Genomic DNA, 18,580 nt, shown 5'->3' on the forward strand with positions numbered 1-18,580 from the left:
AAGGCGGCGGACGCAATGGCAACTACCCTGCACGAAGAATTCATCAGGGCTGTGCACAAAGGGGACACGGAAAGCGTCTCGGGATTCCTCACCCTCGGCGCCGACGTGGATCCGCGCGACCCGGCCAGCGGGCTCACCGCCCTGATGATCGCCGCCGGCCGGGGGAACGCCGCCATGGTCCGGCTGCTGCTGGACGCCGGGGCGGATGTGTACACGGCGGACTCCCGGGGCGGCGGGACCGCACTGCACAAGGCGGTCCAGGGAGGCGACGGGGAGACCGTGCGCATCCTGCTCGACGCGGGTGCGTTCGTGGACGCGGTGACGCCCACCACAGGTCACACCCCCCTCATGGACGCCCTCTGGTACAAGTGGCCGGAGGTGGTGGCCGTACTCCTGGACCACGGAGCCGGCCTGAACCTGTCCACGCACTACGGCTTCTCGATGCGCGAGCACTTCGCGTACGAGCTGAACGTGAACACCCGGGGAAAGGACCGGCTCCTGGACGCCGAACGGCTGTTGACCTCGCGCACCGAGACCGACAACGCGGCGGCGGAGGCGCACAAGCTGATGGGCGCGGTCGTCGCCGGCGACCTCGGGGCAGTACGACAGCAGCTCGCGGAGGGCGCCGAGGTGGACGAACGGTTTCCCCTGCTCAACGGCTTCAACGACGGGCACACCCCCCTGCTGGTGGCCTGCCGCGACGGGCATGAGGAGATCGCCCGCGAACTGATCGCCGCGGGCGCCGACGTCAACGCCGTCGAGCCGGTCTTCGGCGCCGTCCCGCTGCACAAGGCGGTCTACAACGGGCACACCGGCATCACCGCCCTGCTCGCCATCACCCCGGGCATCGACCTGGACTTCCAGGGCATCACCAATGGCTACACGCCCCTGCACGACGCCCTCTGGCACGGCTACGAGGAGTGCGCCCGGATCCTGATCGACGCCGGCGCGCGGCTGGACCTCGCGGGGCACGACGGCAAGCGGGCCGCCGACATCGCCCGGGAGGACCTCGGCGCCGACCACCCGCTCGCCCGGGCCCTCGCCGGCGCCACGCCCGGCACCGCTGTCCGATCCAACTGACCGCCCAGGAGGGACCGTTGCTCTTCTACGTGCAGATGAGATGGAACCACGAGGGACGCGTCTCCCTCGACGAACTCTGGGAGATCGAGGCGCAGGAGACGGTCCACGCCCAGGAGACCATCGACTCCGGCATGGTCGTAGGCATTTGGAAGGTCGCCGCGCAGAAGCGGGTCATCGCCGTCGTGGACTGCCCGACGGCCGAGGAGCTCGACCGCACGGCGCTCGGGCGATTGCCCATGCGCGAGTACCTGGACTTCGAGGTCGTCTGGCCGCTGCGCGACTACGCCGGCTTCGCGAACGACGTCAACGCCCGTTACCGGGTCTGAGCACCGAGGGAGACCGACATGATCCACCAGATCATTCTGGCCCGGCCCAAACCGGGCATGTCCGAGGAGGAGTTCCAGCGGTACTGGGTCGAGGAGCACGCGGTCCGCTACGCCGTCCGCATTCCGCAGATCAAGCGGTACTGCGTCAGCACCCGCGTCCCCCGGCCCGGCGACGAGCCGGACCCGCTGTGGAGCGGGGTGGCCGAGATCTGGCTGGAGAACGAGGAGGAGCAGCTCGCCTCCCTGCAGAGCCCCGAGTTCCTGGAGGGCGCGCGCCGGGACGAGCCCCGCTGGGCGGCCTTCTGGCGCACGGTCGTCCTGGACACCGACGCGCACCCGATGCTCTCCGCGGCCGGTGCGGACACCCCGGCGACCAAGCTGCTCATCCTGGCCAAGCGCCGCGAGGGACTGACGCTGGAGCGGTTCCGCGAGCGGCTCCTGGGCCGGCACGCCCGACTGGCCGAGAAGATCCCCGGCCTGCGGGCGTACGCGCAGAACCACACGCGTGACGCCTTCTACGGCGTGGGCGAGGCCGTGCTGGACGGGGCCTGCCAGCTGTGGTTCGACGACGCCGACGCCTTCGAGGCGGCGCGCGACACACCGGAGTTCCGGGGCATGCTCGACGACCTCGGCCGGTTCACGGAGCCGCGGTACCTCCACACCCTCCTGCTGGAGGAGCACTGGATCACCGGCCGGGAAGCGGCACGATGACCGCCCCGGCGAGGGGCGGCTCCCCGGTCCGGGACCGCCTCGACATCACGGACGTGTGCACGCGCATGTGCTGGCACACCGACAAACGCGAGTGGGACCTGCTGCGCAGCGCCGTCTTCGCCGACCGCGTCCTGGTCGACTACACCAGCCTCGACGGCGGGGAACGGACGGAGATGGAGGCGGAGCGGCTGATCGGGTCCTGGCGGGACCTGCTGTCCGGGCTCACCTCCACCCAGCACCTGCTCACCAACATCCTGGTGCGCGTGATCGGGGACGCGGCGGTGGCCACGGCCGACTTCCAGGCCACCCACCTTCTGCCCAACGAGCACGGCGGCCCGCTGTGGACCCTCGGCGGGCACTACCGCTTCGCGCTGCGGCGCACCCCCGTCGGGTGGCGGATCAACGGACTGACGATGACGACGGACTGGGCCCACGGCAACCGCAAGATCATGGAAAGGGGCGCACGATGACCGACGGGAAGACCCCCACCACCCGCGAGACCGCCACCGGCTGGTTCGCGGCCCTCACCGGCGGAGACCTCGACCGGGCGATGACGTATCTCGCCGAGGACGTCGTGTGGGTCAACTTCACGCCCGTGCCCGGCTACAACGACCGCATGCCGTGGATCGGCACGCTCCACGGGCGGAAGGAGGTCATGGAGAGCTTCAAGGTCTTCCTCGGCCAGGTGGACGTCCAGAGCGAGGAGGTCGTCGAGCTCGTCGTCGAGGACGACCAGGCGATGGCCGTGCTCCGCGAGGAGTCCGTGGTCCGGCGGACGGGGCGGCTCTTCGAGATCGAGTTCGTGCAGTGGCTCACCGTGCGCGACGGGAAGATCGTCCACTGGCAGTCCTTCACCGACCCGTCGCGGATCCTCCGTGCGCTCGCGGGAGGCAGGGCATGACCGGGCCTGCCCCGGTGCGGGCCGAGCGCGTCACCTTCCACAGCGCCGGGCAGGTGCTCGTCGGCGCCCTCCACCGGCCTGCGGGCCGGGGACCGTGGCCCGCGGTGGTGGTGAGCGGGTCGTGGACGACCGTCAAGGAGCAGATGGCGGCGGTGTACGCCCGGCGTCTGGCCGAGGCGGGCCTCCTCGCGCTGGCCTTCGACTTCACGGGCTTCGGGGAGTCCGGGGGGCATCCCCGCCAACTGGAGTCCCCGGCACGGAAGATCCATGACATCCACAGCGCGGTCACCTTCCTCGCCCGGCACGACCGGGTGGCACCCGGCCGGGTCGGAGCCCTGGGGATCTGCGCCGGCGCCGGCTACACCGCCGTCAACGCGGCGGACGATCCACGGGTGCGCGCGCTGGCCCTGGTCGCGCCGTGGCTCCACGACGCCGGCCTCGTGCGTGAGATCTACGGAGGCGAGGAGGGCGTCCGGCGGCGGGCGGAAGCGGGCCGGGACGCGCGGGAGCGCTACGAGCGCGGCGAGGCCATGCGGTACGTCCCCGCGGTCAGCGTCACGGACCCCGAGGCCGCCATGCACGGCCCCTTCGACTACTACCTGGACGAGAAGCGCGGGGCCGTACCCGCCTGGGAGAACCGCTTCGCGGTGATGTCCTGGCCGGAGTGGCTCGCCTTCGACCCGCACCCGTCGGCCCCGCGCATCGCCGCGCCGACGGTGATGGTGCACAGCCGGGACGGGGCCTTGCCACAAGGGGCGGAGAGGTTCCACGCGGCCCTCGGCGGGTCGAAGCGGCTCGTCTGGACCGAGGGCACCCAGTTCGACTTCTACGACCGGGACGCCACGGTGGCCGAAGCCGCCGGAATCGCCGCCCGGCACTTCACGGAGGCACTGGCCTGACCGACCGGAGGCATCCATGCCCGCCTGCTCCCACCTCGAACGGATCACCCCCGTGGCCGCCGCCGGACCGGCGGAGTGCACCGAGTGCGCCCCGGCCGGCGACACCTGGGTCCACCTGCGCCGATGCCTGTCCTGCGGGCACGTCGGTTGCTGCGACTCCTCCCCCGGCCGGCACGCCGCCCGGCATTTTCGGGCCACCGGTCACCCCGTCGTCGTCTCGCACGAGCCGGAGGAGAGCTGGGGCTGGTGCTTCCCCGACCGTGCCTTCCTCGACCTCACCGGCCCGGCCGGATCCGGCGAGGGGACACCCCGGTGACGGAGCCGGCCAAGCCCGTCGTCCTCGCCGTGGACGACGACCCGCAGGTGCTGCGGGCGGTGCGCCGCGACCTCCGCGACGCCTACGCCGACCGCTACCGGATCCTGGGCGCCTCCTCCGCCGCGGAGGCCCTGCGGGTCCTGGACACCCTGGAGGAACGGGGCCACGACCCGGCCCTGTTCCTCGTCGACCAGCGCATGCCCGGCATGACCGGGGTCGAATTCCTCCGGGAGGCGGTGAGCCGCTTCCCGGACGCCCGCCGGGTGCTGCTGACCGCTTACGCCGAGACCGACGCCGCCATCACCGCGATCAACACGGTGCGGCTCCACTACTACCTGATGAAGCCCTGGGACCCGCCGGCGGAGCGGCTCCTCCCGGTGCTGGACGACCTGCTCTCCGACTGGCTGGCCACCCACCGCCCGGCCTGTCCCGGCATCGTGGTGGCCGGTCACGCCGTGTCCGCCGCCACGCACGCCGTGCGTGACTTCCTCACCCGCAACGGGCAGCCGTTCCGCTTCCGCGACGTGGCGACCGATGCCGGGGCCCGGCGGCTGGCGGAGCGCCGGCCCGACGCGCGGCTGCCGGTCGTGGTCTTCCCGGGCGGGGAAGTACTCACGGCTCCGTCGGACGCCGAGCTCGCCGGCCGGCTCGGGCTCCCGACCACGGCCTCCCGGCCGCACTACGACACCGTCATCGTCGGCGCCGGCCCGGCGGGACTCGCCGCGGGCGTCTACGCCGCGTCGGAGGGGCTCTCCACGCTCCTGGTGGACGCCCGCGCGCCCGGCGGCCAGGCGGGCACCTCCAGCCTCATCGAGAACTACCTGGGGTTCCCCGCCGGCCTGTCCGGCGGGGACCTCGCCCGGCGGGCGGTCGCCCAAGCCGGCCGCTTCGGCGCGGAGTTGCTGCACCCCGTGGAGGCGGTGGACCTGCGGGCGGCCGGCCCCGCCCGGATCCTCACCCTGGCGGACGGGGCCGAGATCGGCGCCGAAACGATCCTTCTGGCCGCCGGGGTGACGTACAACCGCCTGAACGTGCCCGGAGCCGAGCGTTTCGAGGGCCAGGGCCTGTATTACGGCGCCGCGACGGCCGAGAGCAGTTCGTGCGTCTCCCACCATGTGTTCATCGTCGGCGGAGCCAACTCGGCCGGCCAGGCGGCGGTGCACTTCGCCCGGTACGCGGCCCGGGTGACCGTTCTCGTCCGCGCGGGATCCCTGGAGGCGGGCATGTCCCGCTACCTGGTCGACGAGATACGCCGGACGCCCAGCATCGAGGTACGGCTGCGCACCCGGGTCCTCGCGCTGGACGGCGACCGGCACCTGGAGCGCGTCACGCTGGCGGACGACGCGGCCGGGACGCGGACCGAGGAACCGGCACGGTTCGTCTTCACCTTCATCGGTGCCCGGCCCCGCACGGGCTGGCTGTGCGACGTGGTGGCGTGCGACGGGCACGGCTTCGTCCTGACCGGCTCCGACCTGCCGAGGTCGGGCGGAGGCCCGGTCTGGCCCCTGGAGCGGGACCCGTACCCGCTCGAGACGAGCGTCCCCGGTGTGTTCGCGGCCGGAGACGTGCGGGCCGGCTCGGTCAAGCGCGTGGCCTCGGGGGTGGGCGAAGGGGCCATGGCCATCGCCCTCGTGCACCGCTACCGCGCGGCGGCCGGGAGCGGCCGCTGACAGCCGGAACTCGCGGTTGCGGAGGGCACGTTGCACTGTCGCCGGCTGTCGATGGTCGCATACCAGCCGCTCGATCCGGCCCTGACCGGCATGCCCACTCGCCTGTTGCCGTCCGTCCGGCGTCGAATTTCACGCCCCCACTCGCCATCGAGTACAGAACAAAGCATCGATAGCAATAAACGCCCCGTCAATAGAGCGTCGTTGCGCATCAACAATGCGACAAGAGGACTGGTCACACTCGATCTCTGGCGCTTCGCTCTAGGTGGCTCAATCAGATCGGTCTGTCGCTCCCGCCACCGCGCGCCTCTGTCTCCATGCGCAGCCGGCGGGTCACATCCTTCCACCGCTCCTCACACATCAACGGGGTGCATCGCCTATGGCGGATCTGGCCTTCATCGGGCTCGTCCTCTTCTGCTTCACCGTCCTCCACTTCGTCGTGAAGGGGGTCGAGCGACTGTGAGCATGGAGAACATCGTGGGGCTCGTCACCGCTGTGGCCCTGCTCGGCTACCTGGTCTTCTGTCTGCTCTTCCCGGAGAGGTTCTGATGAACGACACCCTCGCCGGCTGGCTGCAGATCCTCGCCCTCGTGGGCGCGCTCGCCCTCTCGTACCGGCCGCTGGGCGACTATCTCGCCCACAGCCTGACCAGCACCCGGCACCTCCGCCCGGAGCGCCTCGTGTACCGGGCGGGCGGCGTGCACCCGGACGCCGAGCAGACATGGGCGGGTTACCTGCGCAGCGTGCTGGCGTTCTCGCTGGTGTCGCTGCTGGCGCTGTACGGCCTGCAGCGGGTGCAGGACCGCCTCCTGCTGTCCGTGGGCATGAAACCGGTCCCCGCCGACCAGGCGTTCAACACGGCGGTGTCGTTCGTCACCAACACCAACTGGCAGTCGTACTCAGGTGAATCGGCCATGGGGCACCTGGTGCAGATGGCCGGGCTCGCCGTCCAGAACTTCGTCTCCGCGGCGGTGGGTATCGCGATCGTCGCGGCCCTCATCCGGGGATTCACCCGGAAGCAGACCGACCGGATCGGCAGCTTCTGGGTCGACCTGACCCGCATCGTCCTGCGCGTACTGCTGCCGCTCGCCTTCGTGTTCGCGGTCGCGCTGCTCGCCTCCGGTGTGATCCAGAACTTCCACGGCGTCCAGACGATCACCACGATCGCCGGTGACCACCAGGCCGTCACGGGCGGCCCGGTCGCCTCGCAGGAGGCCATCAAGGAACTCGGCACCAACGGCGGCGGGTTCTACAACGCCAACTCGTCCCACCCCTTCGAGAACCCCACCGGATTCACCAACCTGCTGGAGATCTACCTGCTGTTGGTGATCCCCTTCTCGCTGCCGCGCACCTTCGGCACCATGGTCGGCGACCGGCGGCAGGGCTACGCCGTCCTCGCCGTGATGGGAATCCTCTGGGCGGCCTCCGTGGCCGTGGTGACCGCCAACGAGCTGCACAGCGTGAGCAGTCCGGCGGGCCACGCGGCGGGCGGCATGATGGAGGGCAAGGAACAGCGGTTCGGCATCTGGGCGTCGGCACTCTTCGCCGTGTCCACCACGCTCACCTCCTGCGGTGCGGTCAATTCCTTCCACGACTCGTACACCCCGGGCGGCGGCGGCCTGCTCATCTTCAACATGCTGCTGGGGGAGATCGCCCCCGGCGGCACCGGATCCGGTCTCTACGGGATCCTGGTCCTCGCGGTCGTCGCCGTCTTCGTCGCCGGTCTGATGGTCGGCCGGACCCCGGAATACCTGGGCAAGAAGCTCGGCAGCCGGGAGATGAAGTTCGCCTCGCTCTACATCCTGACCACCCCCGCGCTCGTCCTCGCGGGCGCCGGCCTAGCCATGGCCCTGCCCGGCGAACAGAAGGCGATGACCAACTCCGGTGCGCATGGCTTCTCCGAGGTGCTCTACGCCTTCGCCTCCGCGGCCAACAACAACGGCTCGGCCTTCGCCGGCCTGCAGGTCAACACGGTCTGGTACAACACCGCGCTCGGCCTGGTGATGTTCTTCGGGCGGTTCCTGCCGATGGTGTTCGTCCTCGCACTCGCGGGGGCGCTCGCCGGGCAGCGGCCCGTACCGGTGACGGCGGGCACCCTGCCCACCCACCGGCCCCAGTTCGTCGGCCTGCTCACCGGCGTCATCCTCATCGTCGTCGGCCTCACCTACTTCCCCGCCCTGGCGCTGGGGCCCATCGCGGAGGGACTCCACTGATGTCGACCACGGGAACCGTCCACCAGCCGCACCGTGTCTCCGGCGGCCTGCTCGACCCCAAGCAGCTCGTCGCCGCCTTCCCCGGCGCCCTGCGCAAGCTCGACCCGCGCCTGATGTTCCGCAATCCCGTGATGTTCGTCGTCGAGACCGGCGCCGTGCTCACGACCCTCTCCGCGATGAAGGACCCCGGCGTCTTCGCCTGGGTGATCGCCGTGTGGCTGTGGCTGACCGTGGTGTTCGCCAATCTCGCCGAGGCGGTGGCCGAAGGCCGGGGCAAGGCGCAGGCGGAGACGCTGCGCCGTACCCGGACGCACACCACGGCACGGCGTCTGCGGGACTGGCGTCCCGGAGCGGTGTCGCCCCCGGAGGAGGAAGTGCCCGCCGCCGAACTGCGCCTCGGCGACCGTGTCGTCGTCGAGGCCGGGCAGGTCATCCCCGGCGACGGGGACGTCGTCGAAGGCGTCGCGAGCATCGACGAGTCGGCGATCACCGGGGAGTCGGCACCGGTGATCCGCGAGTCCGGAGGGGACAGGTCGGCCGTGACGGGCGGCACGAAGGTCCTGTCGGACCGCATCGTCGTCGAGATCACCTCCAAGCCGGGCGAGACCTTCATCGACCGGATGATCGCCCTGGTGGAGGGCGCGGCCCGGCAGAAGACGCCGAACGAGATCGCACTGAACATCCTGCTGGCCTCGCTCACCGTCGTCTTCCTGATCGCCGTCGTCACCCTGCAGCCGTTCGCGGTCTTCGCGGGTGCCGAGCAGAGCCTCGTGATCCTCGTCGCGCTGGTGGTGGCCCTCATCCCGACCACCATCGGCGCCCTGCTCTCCGCCATCGGCATCGCGGGCATGGACCGGCTCGTCCAGCGCAACGTCCTGGCCATGTCCGGGCGCGCCGTCGAGGCCGCCGGCGACGTCAACACCCTTCTCCTGGACAAGACCGGCACCATCACCCTCGGCAACCGCCAGGCCGCGGAGTTCCTGCCCGTCGGACGGGTGAGCCCCGACGAACTCGCGGACGCCGCCCAGTTGTCCTCCCTGGCCGACGAGACGCCCGAGGGCCGCTCGGTCGTCGTCCTCGCCAAGCAGCGGTACAAGCTGCGCGCCCGTACGGAGGGGGAACTGAAGCGGGCCACCTTCGTGCCGTTCACCGCGCAGACCCGCATGAGCGGAGTGGACATCGGCGGGCGCCGCGTCCGCAAGGGCGCGGCGGGCTCGGTCGGCTCATGGGTCAGGGAGGCCGGGGGCACGGTCGGCGAGGACGTCCACGACGCCGCCGAACGGATTTCGGAGAGCGGCGGTACTCCCCTTGTGGTCGCCGTCCAGGATGCCGACGGAGCGCGGGTACTGGGCCTGATCCATCTCAAGGACGTGGTCAAGGAGGGCATGCGCGAGCGGTTCGGCGAACTGCGGCGCATGGGCATCAGGACCGTCATGATCACGGGTGACAATCCGCTGACGGCGAAGGCCATCGCCCAGGAGGCCGGGGTCGACGACTTCCTGGCGGAGGCCACGCCCGAGGACAAGATGGCGCTCATCAAGCGCGAGCAGGCCGGCGGCAAGCTCGTCGCCATGACCGGCGACGGCACCAACGACGCCCCGGCCCTGGCCCAGGCCGACGTGGGCGTGGCGATGAACACCGGCACCTCGGCCGCCAAGGAGGCCGGGAACATGGTGGACCTGGACTCCAACCCCACCAAGCTCATCGAGATCGTCGAGATCGGCAAGCAACTCCTCATCACCCGAGGCGCCTTGACGACCTTCTCCATCGCCAACGACGTCGCGAAGTACTTCGCGATCATCCCCGCGATGTTCGCGACCGCCTACCCGGGCCTCGACAAGCTCAACATCATGCGGTTGCACAGCCCGACCTCGGCCATCGCCTCGGCGGTCATCTTCAACGCGCTGATCATCGTGGCGCTGATCCCGCTGGCGCTGCGCGGCGTGCGCTACCGTCCGGCCTCCGCGGCGTCCCTGCTGAGCCGCAACATCTGGATCTACGGGCTGGGCGGGCTCGTCCTGCCGTTCCTCGGCATCAAACTCATCGATCTGGCCGTGCAGTTCGTCCCCGGCCTCCACTGACCGCAGAGAAGAGACGGCACCCATGCTCCTGCACCTGTCGGCCCTGCGCATGCTCCTGGTGTTCACCGTCGTCACGGGCATCGCCTATCCCCTGGCGGTCACCGGCGTCGGCGAGCTGGCCTTCGCGCACCAGGCGAACGGTTCCCTGATCACGGACCACGGCAGGCCCGTGGCCTCATCCCTCCTGGGCCAGAACTTCGCCCTGCCGAAGAGGAACCCCGACGACATCTCCGAACAACTCCGCCCGGATCCCCGCTGGTTCCAGCCCCGCCCCTCCGCCGCCGACGCCGGCAACGGCGCCGGACCGTACGACCCCACCGCCAGCGGCGCCTCCAACCTGGGCCCGGGCGACCCCCGCCTCGTCGAGTCCGTCCGGGAACGGCGCGCCGCGGTCGCCGCCTTCGACGGCGTGGACCCGGCGACGGTCCCTGCCGACGCCCTCACCGCCTCCGGCTCGGGCCTCGACCCCGACATCTCCCCCGCCTACGCGTACGAACAGGTGGCCCGGGTCGCAGCGGCCCACGGGCTGGCGGAACAGCGGGTCCGGAGGCTCGTCGCCGATCACGTGAGTGACCGCGGTCTGGGCTTCCTCGGCCGGCAGCACGTCAATGTCGTCGAGCTCAACCATGACCTGAGCAACCTCTGACAGGTCCTCCCGACACCGCCCTGCACGGTGGATGCCCCTCTGCCCGTGCAGGGCGGTTCTCCTGCTCTTCACGTCCCGGCGCCATGCGTCGTCGCCGTGCTCCTGGACCAGGGGTTCTCCCGAGACGCGGGGGAACCTCGGCAGGACGCGGGTCCCGCCCTCCGCAGGGACGGCGGGACCCGTTCACGTGCGTCCGGTGCGCGGCACGGACGTCCCGTCAGCCGCTCCCGTCGTCCCCCGGAGAGCGCCCGCCGTGCTCCGGGTGGCGTGCGACCACCGGCAGGGCGAGGGTGACCACCTGTCCCGTTCCCTCCAGCGTGCCTCCCATCGCTTCGACGAGGTCGCGGGCCAGCCGCAGGGAGAGGTTTTCGGCTCGTTCGCCCGTCGCTCCTCCTCCTGGAGCGGCCGCCGTGTCCGTCTCCCCTCCGGCGCCGCCCATACGCATGATCAGCCGGTCGTCCGCCACCCGGGCCGTGAGAGCGGGCGATCCGCCGGAATCGCGGCGGCGCAGGGCGTCCGCCACGACCGCCGTGAGGGCGCGGACGAGGACGGCGGCGTCGGCGACGACGTCCGGCAGTTCCTCCGGGAGCGAGACCGAGATCGTGCCGCCGCCGGGCCCGAGGTCGTCCAGGACCGTGGTGAGCACCTCGCCGACGTCGACCGGGCGGAGGTGCAGCTCCAGGGCGCCCGCGTGCAGCCGGCCGAGGGCGTCGAGGTCACCGGCCAGTTGTTCGGCACGTCCCACCGAGTCCTGTGTTTCGGCCAGCAGACGTGCCCGTTCACCGGGTGGCCTGCTCTCGGCCGGTTCCGCCAGCCGGGTGAGCGCCGCGCCGGCCGCGGCCAGGGCTGCCCGCAGGTCACGGACGGCCAGGGCCATTACCGTCGCGCGGGCGTGTTCCGCGGCCTCCCGGGTGCCGGTCTCCGCGGCCTGCAGGGTGATCCGGCCGTGGGCGTAGGCGATGCCCAACTGGGTGGCACATGCCGCGAAGATGTCCTGGTCCTCCGCGCTCAGGCCGCGGCCCCGGGCGGCCAGGGTCAGGTGCTCGTCGATGGGGCTCTCCAGGTCGGCGTCGTAGGGGCGTTCGGGCGGGCGTTCACCCGCGCTGGCGACGACGAACCAGCGGGGCCGGGCCGCGGGGCCCGTCCGTTCGAGCAGGCTGACGGCGCCGAGGCCGAAGTTCTCGCGCAACTGCTCGACGAGGGCGGGGAGGTCGTGGCCGTGCATCATGGCCGTCGCCATCCGGACGAGGGCCTGTGCCTCGGCCGTGGCCCGTGCGGCCTGGTACGTGCGGCGGCCGGCCGCTCCGGCCGCCGTGCCCACCAGCAGCGCGACAGCCGCGAACACGGCCAGGGCGAGGATGTCGTTGCCGCGCTCGACGTCGAAGGTGTGCACGGGCGCGGTGAAGTAGTAGTTGGCCAGCAGCCCCGCGGCGACCGCCGTGAGCAGGGCCGGACCGAGGCCGCCGACGAGCGCGACCACGACGACCACCAGCAGGTACAGCACGAGATCGCCGGAGAAATCGAGACGGTCGCGCAGCGCGGTGAGCGAGGCGGTCAGCGCCGGCAGGAGTACGGCCGCCCCGGCCATGGCCGACCAGAACCGCTTGCGGCCCATGCCCCGCCCGGGACGCGGCAGCGCGAGGCTCACGGACGCTGCCGCTTCCTCGTGGGTGACGACGTGGACGTCGACGGGACCGGACCGGTGGATCGTCCGTCGTCCCACGTCACCACGGAGCAGGGTTCCCAGCAGACCCCGGCGGCTGGCCCCGAGGACGATCTGGGTGACGTTCTCCGCCCGGGCGAAGTCGAGCAGTCCCCGGACGACGTCGTCGGCGGCGGTCTGGTGGTAACTGCCGCCCAGCGATTCCACGAGTGCGCGCTGCTCGGCCAGGACCGCCGGATCGGCGCCGGTGAGCGCGTCGCCCGGGGTGACGTGCAGGGCCAGCAGTTCGCTGCCCGGTGTCCGGGCGGTGATGCGGGCGGCGCGGCGGATGAGCGTCTCGCCCTCCCGGCCGCCGGTCAGGCCGACGAGAATGCGTTCCCTGGTCTCCCACGGCGCGGCGATCCCGTGCTCGGTGCGGTAGCGCTGGAGTCCTTCCTCCACCCGGTCGGCGAGCCACAGGAGGGCGAGTTCACGCAGGGCGGTGAGGTTGCCGACGCGGAAGTAGTGGGTCAGTGCCGCCTCGATGCGGTCGGGCGGGTAGATGTCGCCGTGGATCATGCGGCGGCGCACGGCCTCGGGCGGCAGGTCGACCAGTTCGATCTGGTCGGCCCGGCGCGCGACTTCGTCCGGGAGCCTCTCGCGCTGCCGGACTCCGGTGATCTGCGCGACAACGTCGTTGAGGGATTCCAGGTGCTGGACGTTGAGCGTGGTGACGACGTCGATGCCGGCGTCCAGGAGCTCCTCGACGTCCTGCCACCGCTTGGCGTTGCGGCTGCCGGGCACGTTGGTGTGGGCCAGCTCGTCGACCAGGGCCACCTGGGGTCCCCGGGCCAGGACGGCGTCGAGATCCATCTCGGTGAACACCGCTCCCCGGTGTGCCACGGTCCGGCGCGGCACCGTCTCGATCCCCTCGGCCATCGCCGCTGTCGGACGGCGGCCGTGCGGCTCGACGAAGCCGATGACCACATCGGTGCCCTGGGCACGCAGCCGCCGGCCCTCCTCCAGCATGGCGTAGGTCTTGCCCACGCCGGGGGCGGCCCCGAGGTAGATCCGCAGTCTTCCGCGCGCTGCCATCGACCGACTCCCGCCGGCTCGTCCACGAGTCCCGCCCGAGCCGCGCTCCGGCCCGGGGATCCTCCGGTTTCCATGGTGCACCGGGCAGGGCGGCCAAGCCGCGCTCGGGAAGAGTCCGCTGCCACGGCTGCCACGAGGGGCACTCGCGACCGCCCGGCCCTCACCGGCCGCGCACGGCGATGGATCCTCTCGGATCGTTCCCCGAGACCGGCCTCTCTCAGATCCAGTGCCCGCTGGATGCGACGCCGGGCGGCATGGCCGCCCCCCTTCGATTCGCACAGGTGTTACAGCTCGGCGAACTCCACGGCGATCAGGGCCCGATGGATCTCGTGGTAACCAGCGGTCGACCCGGCCAAAGCGTCCCCGGTCCCGGCTCCGGCCGACCAACTCCGTGTCTCCAAGACGGAGCCGGACCTGTGTGAGAACGACCACTCAGCAGTGCGGTCGTCGCTCTCGTTGCGCGTGGAGACAGACGTGCTGAGGGTGAGCTCGGGGGCATGGGCGGAGGCGGTCGGGGCCCAGGCCAGGGCACTGGTCACAGCTGCGGCGACGGCGACGGCCGCGGTCGGCGTGCGGCAGGCGGAGCAGGGGGGGCGGGGGCGCGTGAAGAAGGAATTCTCCTGAGAGCCGCTGAGCTGGACTGCCCGGATTTCGAGTACGGGGGCAGACTGAATCATCGGGTGCGGGAAACCGGGCGGCCCGGTGGCGCAGTCGGCAATCGGACCGCCGAATGAGCAGCTGCCAGGTGGGGCACCGCGGGAGTTCGAGGCGGGGCCGGGAACCAAGCCTGCGCGTACTGTTCGATTGCGTGACGCAACCCGCTGGGGTCGGCTCCCTTCCACGGTGGTTCACCGTCGCGGTGCCAGTCGCGGATGCGGGCGAAGCCGTCCTGGCCGGGGCGTACCGTGCGGGCGGCGTCCCGGCGGGTGAACGTGCCGTGGTCGGCGAAGGTGAGGATCGCGCTGTCCACCACTCCGTGGTCGGGGTGGACCGTCTGCAGGCGCAGTCCGTCGTACTCGCCGTGGCGGATGGTGGGTGCGAAGTCGATCCGCAGTCTCAGCGGTGTGCCGGGCGTGGGGATGGCGTAGTAGGTGTCTCCGATCACGGCGCTGTCATCGAAGGGCAGTTGGAGGTGGTCGGTGAAGAACTCGTGCGCGTTCAGGGGCATGGAGGAAGGCGTCTTCTGCTGGAGGGACGGGTCAACGGCGCGGGCCCGTCCGGGCGGGAGGAAGAGCAGGTGGCCGGGAGGTAGTGCTCCAGCGCGGGATGCTGACCGTACCCAGGACCGGTGAGCGGCCGACCCGGGCGGTGTTGCGCTGTACGTCGAGTGGGGTGGGCGCCGGAGGGCGCGGTGGGGTGACGGGGGTGAGCTGGGCGGTCTCGCGGAGGGAGCGGGGCATCGCGTCCTTCCAGCGTGGCAGTGGTGCGGGGTCGGAGACTGCGGTGGTGATGGCGGTGACCAGTGGGACGGGGGTGTTGGAGGAGGCGGTGGCGTACCAGCGGGGTCCAGCCGGTCCGCCCCACAGGTACCAACGGGCGTCGAGGGTGGTCAGTTCGCGCTCGTGGTCGAGACTGCCTTGGGTGTGCTGCACGCCGGCCAGGTCGTCCGCGCTGCGGAACTCCATGACGCCGCCGTGGGGGAAGCAGAGCTTCCAGCCGCGGTCGAAGAGCGGTTCCACGGCCGTGAACGCGGACGCTCCGGGTACAGCGGGGTCCGGGCCGGTGAGGTAGGCGTCCGGGCCTTCGGTAAACGCCGTCGCGAGGGCGGTGGTGAATGCGGAGACGAACTCAGTGAACGTCTTTCATCCTGAATAGCTGCAGGTGAGGAGGGTGTGGACGGCCTGGACGATGCGGCTGATGCGGTTGGTGGAGCATCGGGCCCGGCGGAGGATGTGCCAGGTCTTCAGGCGGGCGAAGGCGCGTTCGCCGGGAGCCCGGAGGCGGGCATGGACACGGTTGAACCGCTTGTAGTGCTCGGGGAGTTCGCGGTGGCCGTAGTAGGGGGTGCGGACGGTTGCGCCGGCGCCCTGGTAGGCGCGGTCGGCGAGGATGAGGATCTGCCGGGTGAGACAGGTCTGCACGATGTCGTGGGCTCTGGCAGCGGTCAGGTCGTGGGTCCGGCCGGGCAGTGCCCGGGAGAACCACAGCGGGGTACCGTCCGGGCGGGCGACGACCTGCACGTTCATGCCGTGCTTCCGGTGCTTCTGCGAGTAGTACGGCTCGTCCGCCCTGATGCGGTCGGTGGGGATCAGCGTGCCGTCAACGACGACGAAGTCCCCCTCACCCAGGCCCACGAGAGCCTCACGGAGGCCAGGAGCCCAGGCCGCGAGGACGTCCAGCGTCTCGTCGACGTACCGCCAGGCGGTTGCCTCCGAGACACCGAAGCCAGCTCCCACCTGCGCGAACGTCTCGTTCTTCCGCAGGTGCGCCAGCGTCAGCAGGGCCTGCTTGAAACAACCCAGCCTCCGCCACGGCGACTTCAGCTCCTGCCGGCGGGCGTGGATCAGCCATGAGACATGCTCAACGAGCTCATAGGGGACATCGAGCATGGAAGGATACGGAACCAAGCGAGGCTCCTCGGGCGAAGCGCGGTGCGTAGAGAACATCAGCGCAACGACCAGGAGCCTCGCCTCGTTACCGCCCCTGACCAGCCCCTTTCACCCTCCTGGCACAGGATGAAAGAGGTTCACTGAGGGGATCACCGCCCGCTTCGGGTCGTACTGCGGCGGCTTCACGCCCTCCAGCGGGTTCTCGTCGAAGAGCCCGAGCCGGTGCGCGTCCAGGAGGATCGACTTCAGTTTGTCGAAGGCGTTGGCCTGCGTCGCCAGCCCCGCACCGCTGCGCTCCATCGTGCGGATGAACCCGTCCACGACCTTGTGGTCGAACGTGTTCATCCGCCGGCTCTCCAGAGCCGGGAACACATGGTGCTCCAGCAGCGAGTCCAGGTGACGCAGTGAGGAAGGGGCCAGGTCCCGCTGGCCGGCCTTCCACTCGGCGGCGTACTCCCCGAACCGCATCGCCCCGTACTTCGCGACGCGCTCCGCCCTGGCCTGGTTCCGGGGAGCCGCCTTCTTCTCTTTGTAGATTTCCGTCAGCCGCTCGATGGCCTTGTCCTGGGTCGTGAACCCGGACTCCTCCACCTGCTTCCCCGACACCGCCCGATACCTGATCCTGTACGGGTGCGGGCACTTCGACCACCTCGACCGAGGATGCTCACACTCCTTAAAAAACGAACCCATACCCCGGGGCAAAGCGTTGGCCGCCATGTGTTGCTGACTCCTCTGGACCGATGCTGACGGTTTGCTGACCGTCGATGGCCCAGAACATCCCTGACCTGCGCAAAGGCGCGAACGGCCAGGTATGTGGTGGAACACCCTCTACACGGGCGTGGCGGTCAAGAAACTGGACCGGGGGCGTCACCGTCTCCTCGGAGATCCGCTCGCGCCTGTCCCCGCTGGTGCACGAGCACTCAACTTCCACGGCCGCTACCCCATCATCCGCTTCCACGGCAACGGGGCCCTGCGGCCCCTGCGGGAACAGGGCGGGGCCGAAGAGTAGGCGCGTCGGATGGACTCCTTGCACGGCCACACGGCCGTGCAAGGAGCGTGTCACAGTGCCGTATCGCGTGGCGGACTGCCGCACGGGCAAAGCAAGCGCTGTCACTGATGGTCCACCACCAATATCTGCCCGCACGTCGAAGGCATTGCCGAGATAGCCGCCACATCACCTTGGCGCGCGTCGTCAGCGCTTCACGGCGCGCGGAGCACGCCTCGGTGCGCCCTCGAGACACGACAGCCAGCAGTAACAGGACGAGCCGGGGTGCGACCTCCCCAATCAGCTTGTCCGCTGTGTTTCGGCAAGCAACGTGCCTGGAAAACCCGGAAGATAGTGCTCATGGTCACCATCACCTGCGTCCGGGGCGACATCACGCAACAGCACGTCGACGCCATCGTCAACGCCGCGAACTCCTCCCTCCTCGGAGGCGGCGGCGTCGACGGCGCGATCCACCGCGCGGGCGGCCCGGAGATCCTCGATGCCTGCCGCGACCTGCGCGCCTCCCACTACGGCAAGGGCCTGCCCACTGGCCGGGCCGTCGCCACCACCGCAGGCCGCCTCCCGGCCCGTTGGGTAATCCATACAGTTGGTCCTCGCTGGTCGAACAGCGAGGACCGCTCCGCCCTACTGGCGTCCTCCTACCGCGAATCTCTCCGAGTGGCTGATGAGTTGGGCGCCATGACAGTGGCCTTCCCCGCCATCTCCACGGGTATCTACGGCTGGCCGATGAACGATGGGGCCCACATCGCCGTGGCAACCGTACGGGAGGCAAAGACGACGGTGCGGGAAGTGCGCTTCGTCCTCTTCGATGAACCGGCGTACGCGGCATTCACCGCACACCTCGGCTTGTAACGCTTCGGACCTGCATTGTCATCAGGGCCGTCCGCCTCACCGTCCGGACGACGGCGAATTGGCTCGATCCGTCCTCTCGGCCGACCGCTGGCCTTTCAGCCACCAGCGAAGCCAGCAGCTCCGCAGAGATACACGCTCCAAGCCGAGGAACGGGATGAACACGACCGCGTGAGGCAGGCACATCAAAGCCACGGCCGCCGCCCGGTAATGGGGACTCAGGGGTGGGTCAATGCTCCACACCGTGGGCATGGTCTGACGCCTTAGAGAGGGGGCCTTGTCACCTGTCCCGTATGCGTCATCAGCTCGGCCATCCGCGCCTCGAGGTCCAGGACGATCGACACGGCATTGCGCCCCGGTCGGGCGTGCGACCCGTCGAATCGCAAGCCGGTCTTGCCCAGCCGGCCCAGCCACTGCCGTCCCACGTGCGCAGTGGCCGTGCCGTCCTTGCGGTCCCCGGAGTCATCGATGATGATCACCCCGCCCTCGTGCGGTGCAGTCGCCTCCTGCGTCCGCAGCAGCTCAAGCCGCCGATTGTTGACCCGGTCGGCGTCCCAGGCGGCTTCCGTCAGGAAGAACTGCAGCCACCATGTTCTCCT

At 70.6% G+C, this 18,580-nt stretch carries 20 protein-coding genes; 14 read left to right on the top strand and 6 right to left on the bottom strand.

What is annotated here, in order from left to right; translation table 11 throughout:
- Positions 1-15 precede the first annotated feature (15 nt).
- From AB8735_RS01780 to kdpC, 12 genes are all read left to right on the top strand, one after another.
- Positions 16-1,080 carry an ankyrin repeat domain-containing protein gene (locus tag AB8735_RS01780; RefSeq protein WP_372404681.1) on the top strand — a complete coding sequence of 355 codons (1,065 nt, stop codon included), beginning with the start codon at positions 16-18 and terminating at the stop codon, positions 1,078-1,080.
- 17 nt (positions 1,081-1,097) lie between these two features.
- Positions 1,098-1,406, top strand: coding sequence for a muconolactone Delta-isomerase (locus AB8735_RS01785; protein WP_372404683.1), 309 nt, complete (start codon positions 1,098-1,100; stop codon positions 1,404-1,406).
- Positions 1,407-1,424: 18 nt separating this feature from the next.
- On the top strand, positions 1,425-2,117 hold the full coding sequence (locus AB8735_RS01790; RefSeq protein ID WP_372404685.1) for an EthD family reductase: 693 nt from the start codon (positions 1,425-1,427) through the stop codon (positions 2,115-2,117).
- Complete coding sequence (locus AB8735_RS01795; RefSeq protein ID WP_372404687.1) at positions 2,114-2,587, top strand: nuclear transport factor 2 family protein; 474 nt, start codon at positions 2,114-2,116, stop codon at positions 2,585-2,587. Before AB8735_RS01790 ends, AB8735_RS01795 begins: the two co-directional genes overlap by 4 nt.
- Complete coding sequence (locus tag AB8735_RS01800) at positions 2,584-3,018, top strand: nuclear transport factor 2 family protein (protein ID WP_372404689.1); 435 nt, start codon at positions 2,584-2,586, stop codon at positions 3,016-3,018. Before AB8735_RS01795 ends, AB8735_RS01800 begins: the two co-directional genes overlap by 4 nt.
- Positions 3,015-3,917: an alpha/beta hydrolase gene (locus tag AB8735_RS01805; protein WP_372404692.1), complete on the top strand. Its 903-nt coding sequence runs from the start codon at positions 3,015-3,017 to the stop codon at positions 3,915-3,917. Before AB8735_RS01800 ends, AB8735_RS01805 begins: the two co-directional genes overlap by 4 nt.
- 16 nt (positions 3,918-3,933) lie before the next feature.
- The gene (locus AB8735_RS01810; protein WP_372404694.1) at positions 3,934-4,233 is read left to right on the top strand and encodes a UBP-type zinc finger domain-containing protein; all 300 of its coding nucleotides are present in this window, start codon (positions 3,934-3,936) and stop codon (positions 4,231-4,233) included.
- Entirely contained in the window at positions 4,230-5,903 is a 1,674-nt protein-coding gene (locus tag AB8735_RS01815) for an FAD-dependent oxidoreductase (RefSeq protein WP_372404697.1), read from the top strand. The genes AB8735_RS01810 and AB8735_RS01815 overlap by 4 nt, the downstream gene beginning before the upstream one ends.
- A 462-nt stretch (positions 5,904-6,365) precedes the next feature.
- Positions 6,366-6,449, top strand: a complete 84-nt coding sequence (kdpF, locus tag AB8735_RS01820; RefSeq protein WP_372411752.1) for a K(+)-transporting ATPase subunit F — start codon at positions 6,366-6,368, stop codon at positions 6,447-6,449.
- A complete protein-coding gene (gene kdpA / locus AB8735_RS01825; RefSeq protein WP_372404698.1) occupies positions 6,449-8,113 on the top strand; it encodes a potassium-transporting ATPase subunit KdpA in 1,665 nt (554 codons plus the stop codon). Before kdpF ends, kdpA begins: the two co-directional genes overlap by 1 nt.
- On the top strand, positions 8,113-10,194 hold the full coding sequence (gene kdpB, locus AB8735_RS01830) for a potassium-transporting ATPase subunit KdpB (protein ID WP_372404700.1): 2,082 nt from the start codon (positions 8,113-8,115) through the stop codon (positions 10,192-10,194). The genes kdpA and kdpB overlap by 1 nt, the downstream gene beginning before the upstream one ends.
- Positions 10,195-10,216: 22 nt before the next feature.
- Entirely contained in the window at positions 10,217-10,840 is a 624-nt protein-coding gene (kdpC, locus tag AB8735_RS01835; protein WP_372404702.1) for a potassium-transporting ATPase subunit KdpC, read from the top strand.
- Positions 10,841-11,057: 217 nt separating this feature from the next.
- Here kdpC and AB8735_RS01840 read toward each other — a convergent pair whose 3' ends face one another.
- From AB8735_RS01840 to AB8735_RS01860, 5 genes are all read right to left on the bottom strand, one after another.
- Positions 11,058-13,577 (bottom strand): DUF4118 domain-containing protein, encoded by a 2,520-nt coding sequence (locus tag AB8735_RS01840; RefSeq protein WP_372404705.1) that lies wholly within the window; start codon positions 13,575-13,577, stop codon positions 11,058-11,060.
- Positions 13,578-14,250: 673 nt separating this feature from the next.
- The gene (locus AB8735_RS01845) at positions 14,251-14,745 is read right to left on the bottom strand and encodes a hypothetical protein (protein WP_372404707.1); all 495 of its coding nucleotides are present in this window, start codon (positions 14,743-14,745) and stop codon (positions 14,251-14,253) included.
- Positions 14,746-14,776: 31 nt separating this feature from the next.
- The gene (locus tag AB8735_RS01850; protein ID WP_372404709.1) at positions 14,777-15,256 is read right to left on the bottom strand and encodes a DUF317 domain-containing protein; all 480 of its coding nucleotides are present in this window, start codon (positions 15,254-15,256) and stop codon (positions 14,777-14,779) included.
- 123 nt (positions 15,257-15,379) lie between these two features.
- The gene (locus AB8735_RS01855; protein ID WP_372411753.1) at positions 15,380-16,126 is read right to left on the bottom strand and encodes a transposase family protein; all 747 of its coding nucleotides are present in this window, start codon (positions 16,124-16,126) and stop codon (positions 15,380-15,382) included.
- A gap of 108 nt (positions 16,127-16,234) precedes the next feature.
- On the bottom strand, positions 16,235-16,732 hold the full coding sequence (locus AB8735_RS01860) for a hypothetical protein (RefSeq protein ID WP_372404711.1): 498 nt from the start codon (positions 16,730-16,732) through the stop codon (positions 16,235-16,237).
- 205 nt (positions 16,733-16,937) lie between these two features.
- Between AB8735_RS01860 and AB8735_RS01865 the strand changes: the two genes are divergently transcribed.
- Together AB8735_RS01865 and AB8735_RS01870 are read left to right on the top strand one after the other, a co-directional pair.
- Complete coding sequence (locus tag AB8735_RS01865; RefSeq protein ID WP_372404713.1) at positions 16,938-17,135, top strand: hypothetical protein; 198 nt, start codon at positions 16,938-16,940, stop codon at positions 17,133-17,135.
- Positions 17,136-17,471: 336 nt separating this feature from the next.
- The gene (locus AB8735_RS01870; protein ID WP_372404715.1) at positions 17,472-17,984 is read left to right on the top strand and encodes an O-acetyl-ADP-ribose deacetylase; all 513 of its coding nucleotides are present in this window, start codon (positions 17,472-17,474) and stop codon (positions 17,982-17,984) included.
- 260 nt (positions 17,985-18,244) lie between these two features.
- On the opposite strand, the gene AB8735_RS01875 is transcribed toward AB8735_RS01870, so the two are convergent.
- A complete protein-coding gene (locus tag AB8735_RS01875) occupies positions 18,245-18,565 on the bottom strand; it encodes a transposase (protein WP_344027324.1) in 321 nt (106 codons plus the stop codon).
- Positions 18,566-18,580: the final 15 nt, after the last annotated feature.

The organism is Streptomyces luteireticuli (genome assembly GCF_041519305.1).
Taxonomy (GTDB): domain Bacteria; phylum Actinomycetota; class Actinomycetes; order Streptomycetales; family Streptomycetaceae; genus Streptomyces; species Streptomyces luteireticuli.

Bases quoted from the DNA above. Each gene is read 5' to 3' on its own strand.
- AB8735_RS01780 (WP_372404681.1), top strand. From the start codon at position 16: ATGGCAACTACCCTGCACGAAGAATTCATCAGGGCTGTGCACAAAGGG.
- AB8735_RS01790 (WP_372404685.1), top strand. From the start codon at position 1,425: ATGATCCACCAGATCATTCTGGCCCGGCCCAAACCGGGCATGTCCGAG.
- AB8735_RS01795 (WP_372404687.1), top strand. From the start codon at position 2,114: ATGACCGCCCCGGCGAGGGGCGGCTCCCCGGTCCGGGACCGCCTCGAC.
- AB8735_RS01800 (WP_372404689.1), top strand. From the start codon at position 2,584: ATGACCGACGGGAAGACCCCCACCACCCGCGAGACCGCCACCGGCTGG.
- AB8735_RS01805 (WP_372404692.1), top strand. From the start codon at position 3,015: ATGACCGGGCCTGCCCCGGTGCGGGCCGAGCGCGTCACCTTCCACAGC.
- AB8735_RS01810 (WP_372404694.1), top strand. From the start codon at position 3,934: ATGCCCGCCTGCTCCCACCTCGAACGGATCACCCCCGTGGCCGCCGCC.
- kdpF (WP_372411752.1), top strand. From the start codon at position 6,366: ATGGAGAACATCGTGGGGCTCGTCACCGCTGTGGCCCTGCTCGGCTAC.
- kdpA (WP_372404698.1), top strand. From the start codon at position 6,449: ATGAACGACACCCTCGCCGGCTGGCTGCAGATCCTCGCCCTCGTGGGC.
- kdpB (WP_372404700.1), top strand. From the start codon at position 8,113: ATGTCGACCACGGGAACCGTCCACCAGCCGCACCGTGTCTCCGGCGGC.
- kdpC (WP_372404702.1), top strand. From the start codon at position 10,217: ATGCTCCTGCACCTGTCGGCCCTGCGCATGCTCCTGGTGTTCACCGTC.
- AB8735_RS01840 (WP_372404705.1), bottom strand. From the start codon at position 13,577: ATGGCAGCGCGCGGAAGACTGCGGATCTACCTCGGGGCCGCCCCCGGC.
- AB8735_RS01845 (WP_372404707.1), bottom strand. From the start codon at position 14,745: ATGCCCCTGAACGCGCACGAGTTCTTCACCGACCACCTCCAACTGCCC.
- AB8735_RS01855 (WP_372411753.1), bottom strand. From the start codon at position 16,126: ATGCTCGATGTCCCCTATGAGCTCGTTGAGCATGTCTCATGGCTGATC.
- AB8735_RS01865 (WP_372404713.1), top strand. From the start codon at position 16,938: ATGTGGTGGAACACCCTCTACACGGGCGTGGCGGTCAAGAAACTGGAC.
- AB8735_RS01870 (WP_372404715.1), top strand. From the start codon at position 17,472: ATGGTCACCATCACCTGCGTCCGGGGCGACATCACGCAACAGCACGTC.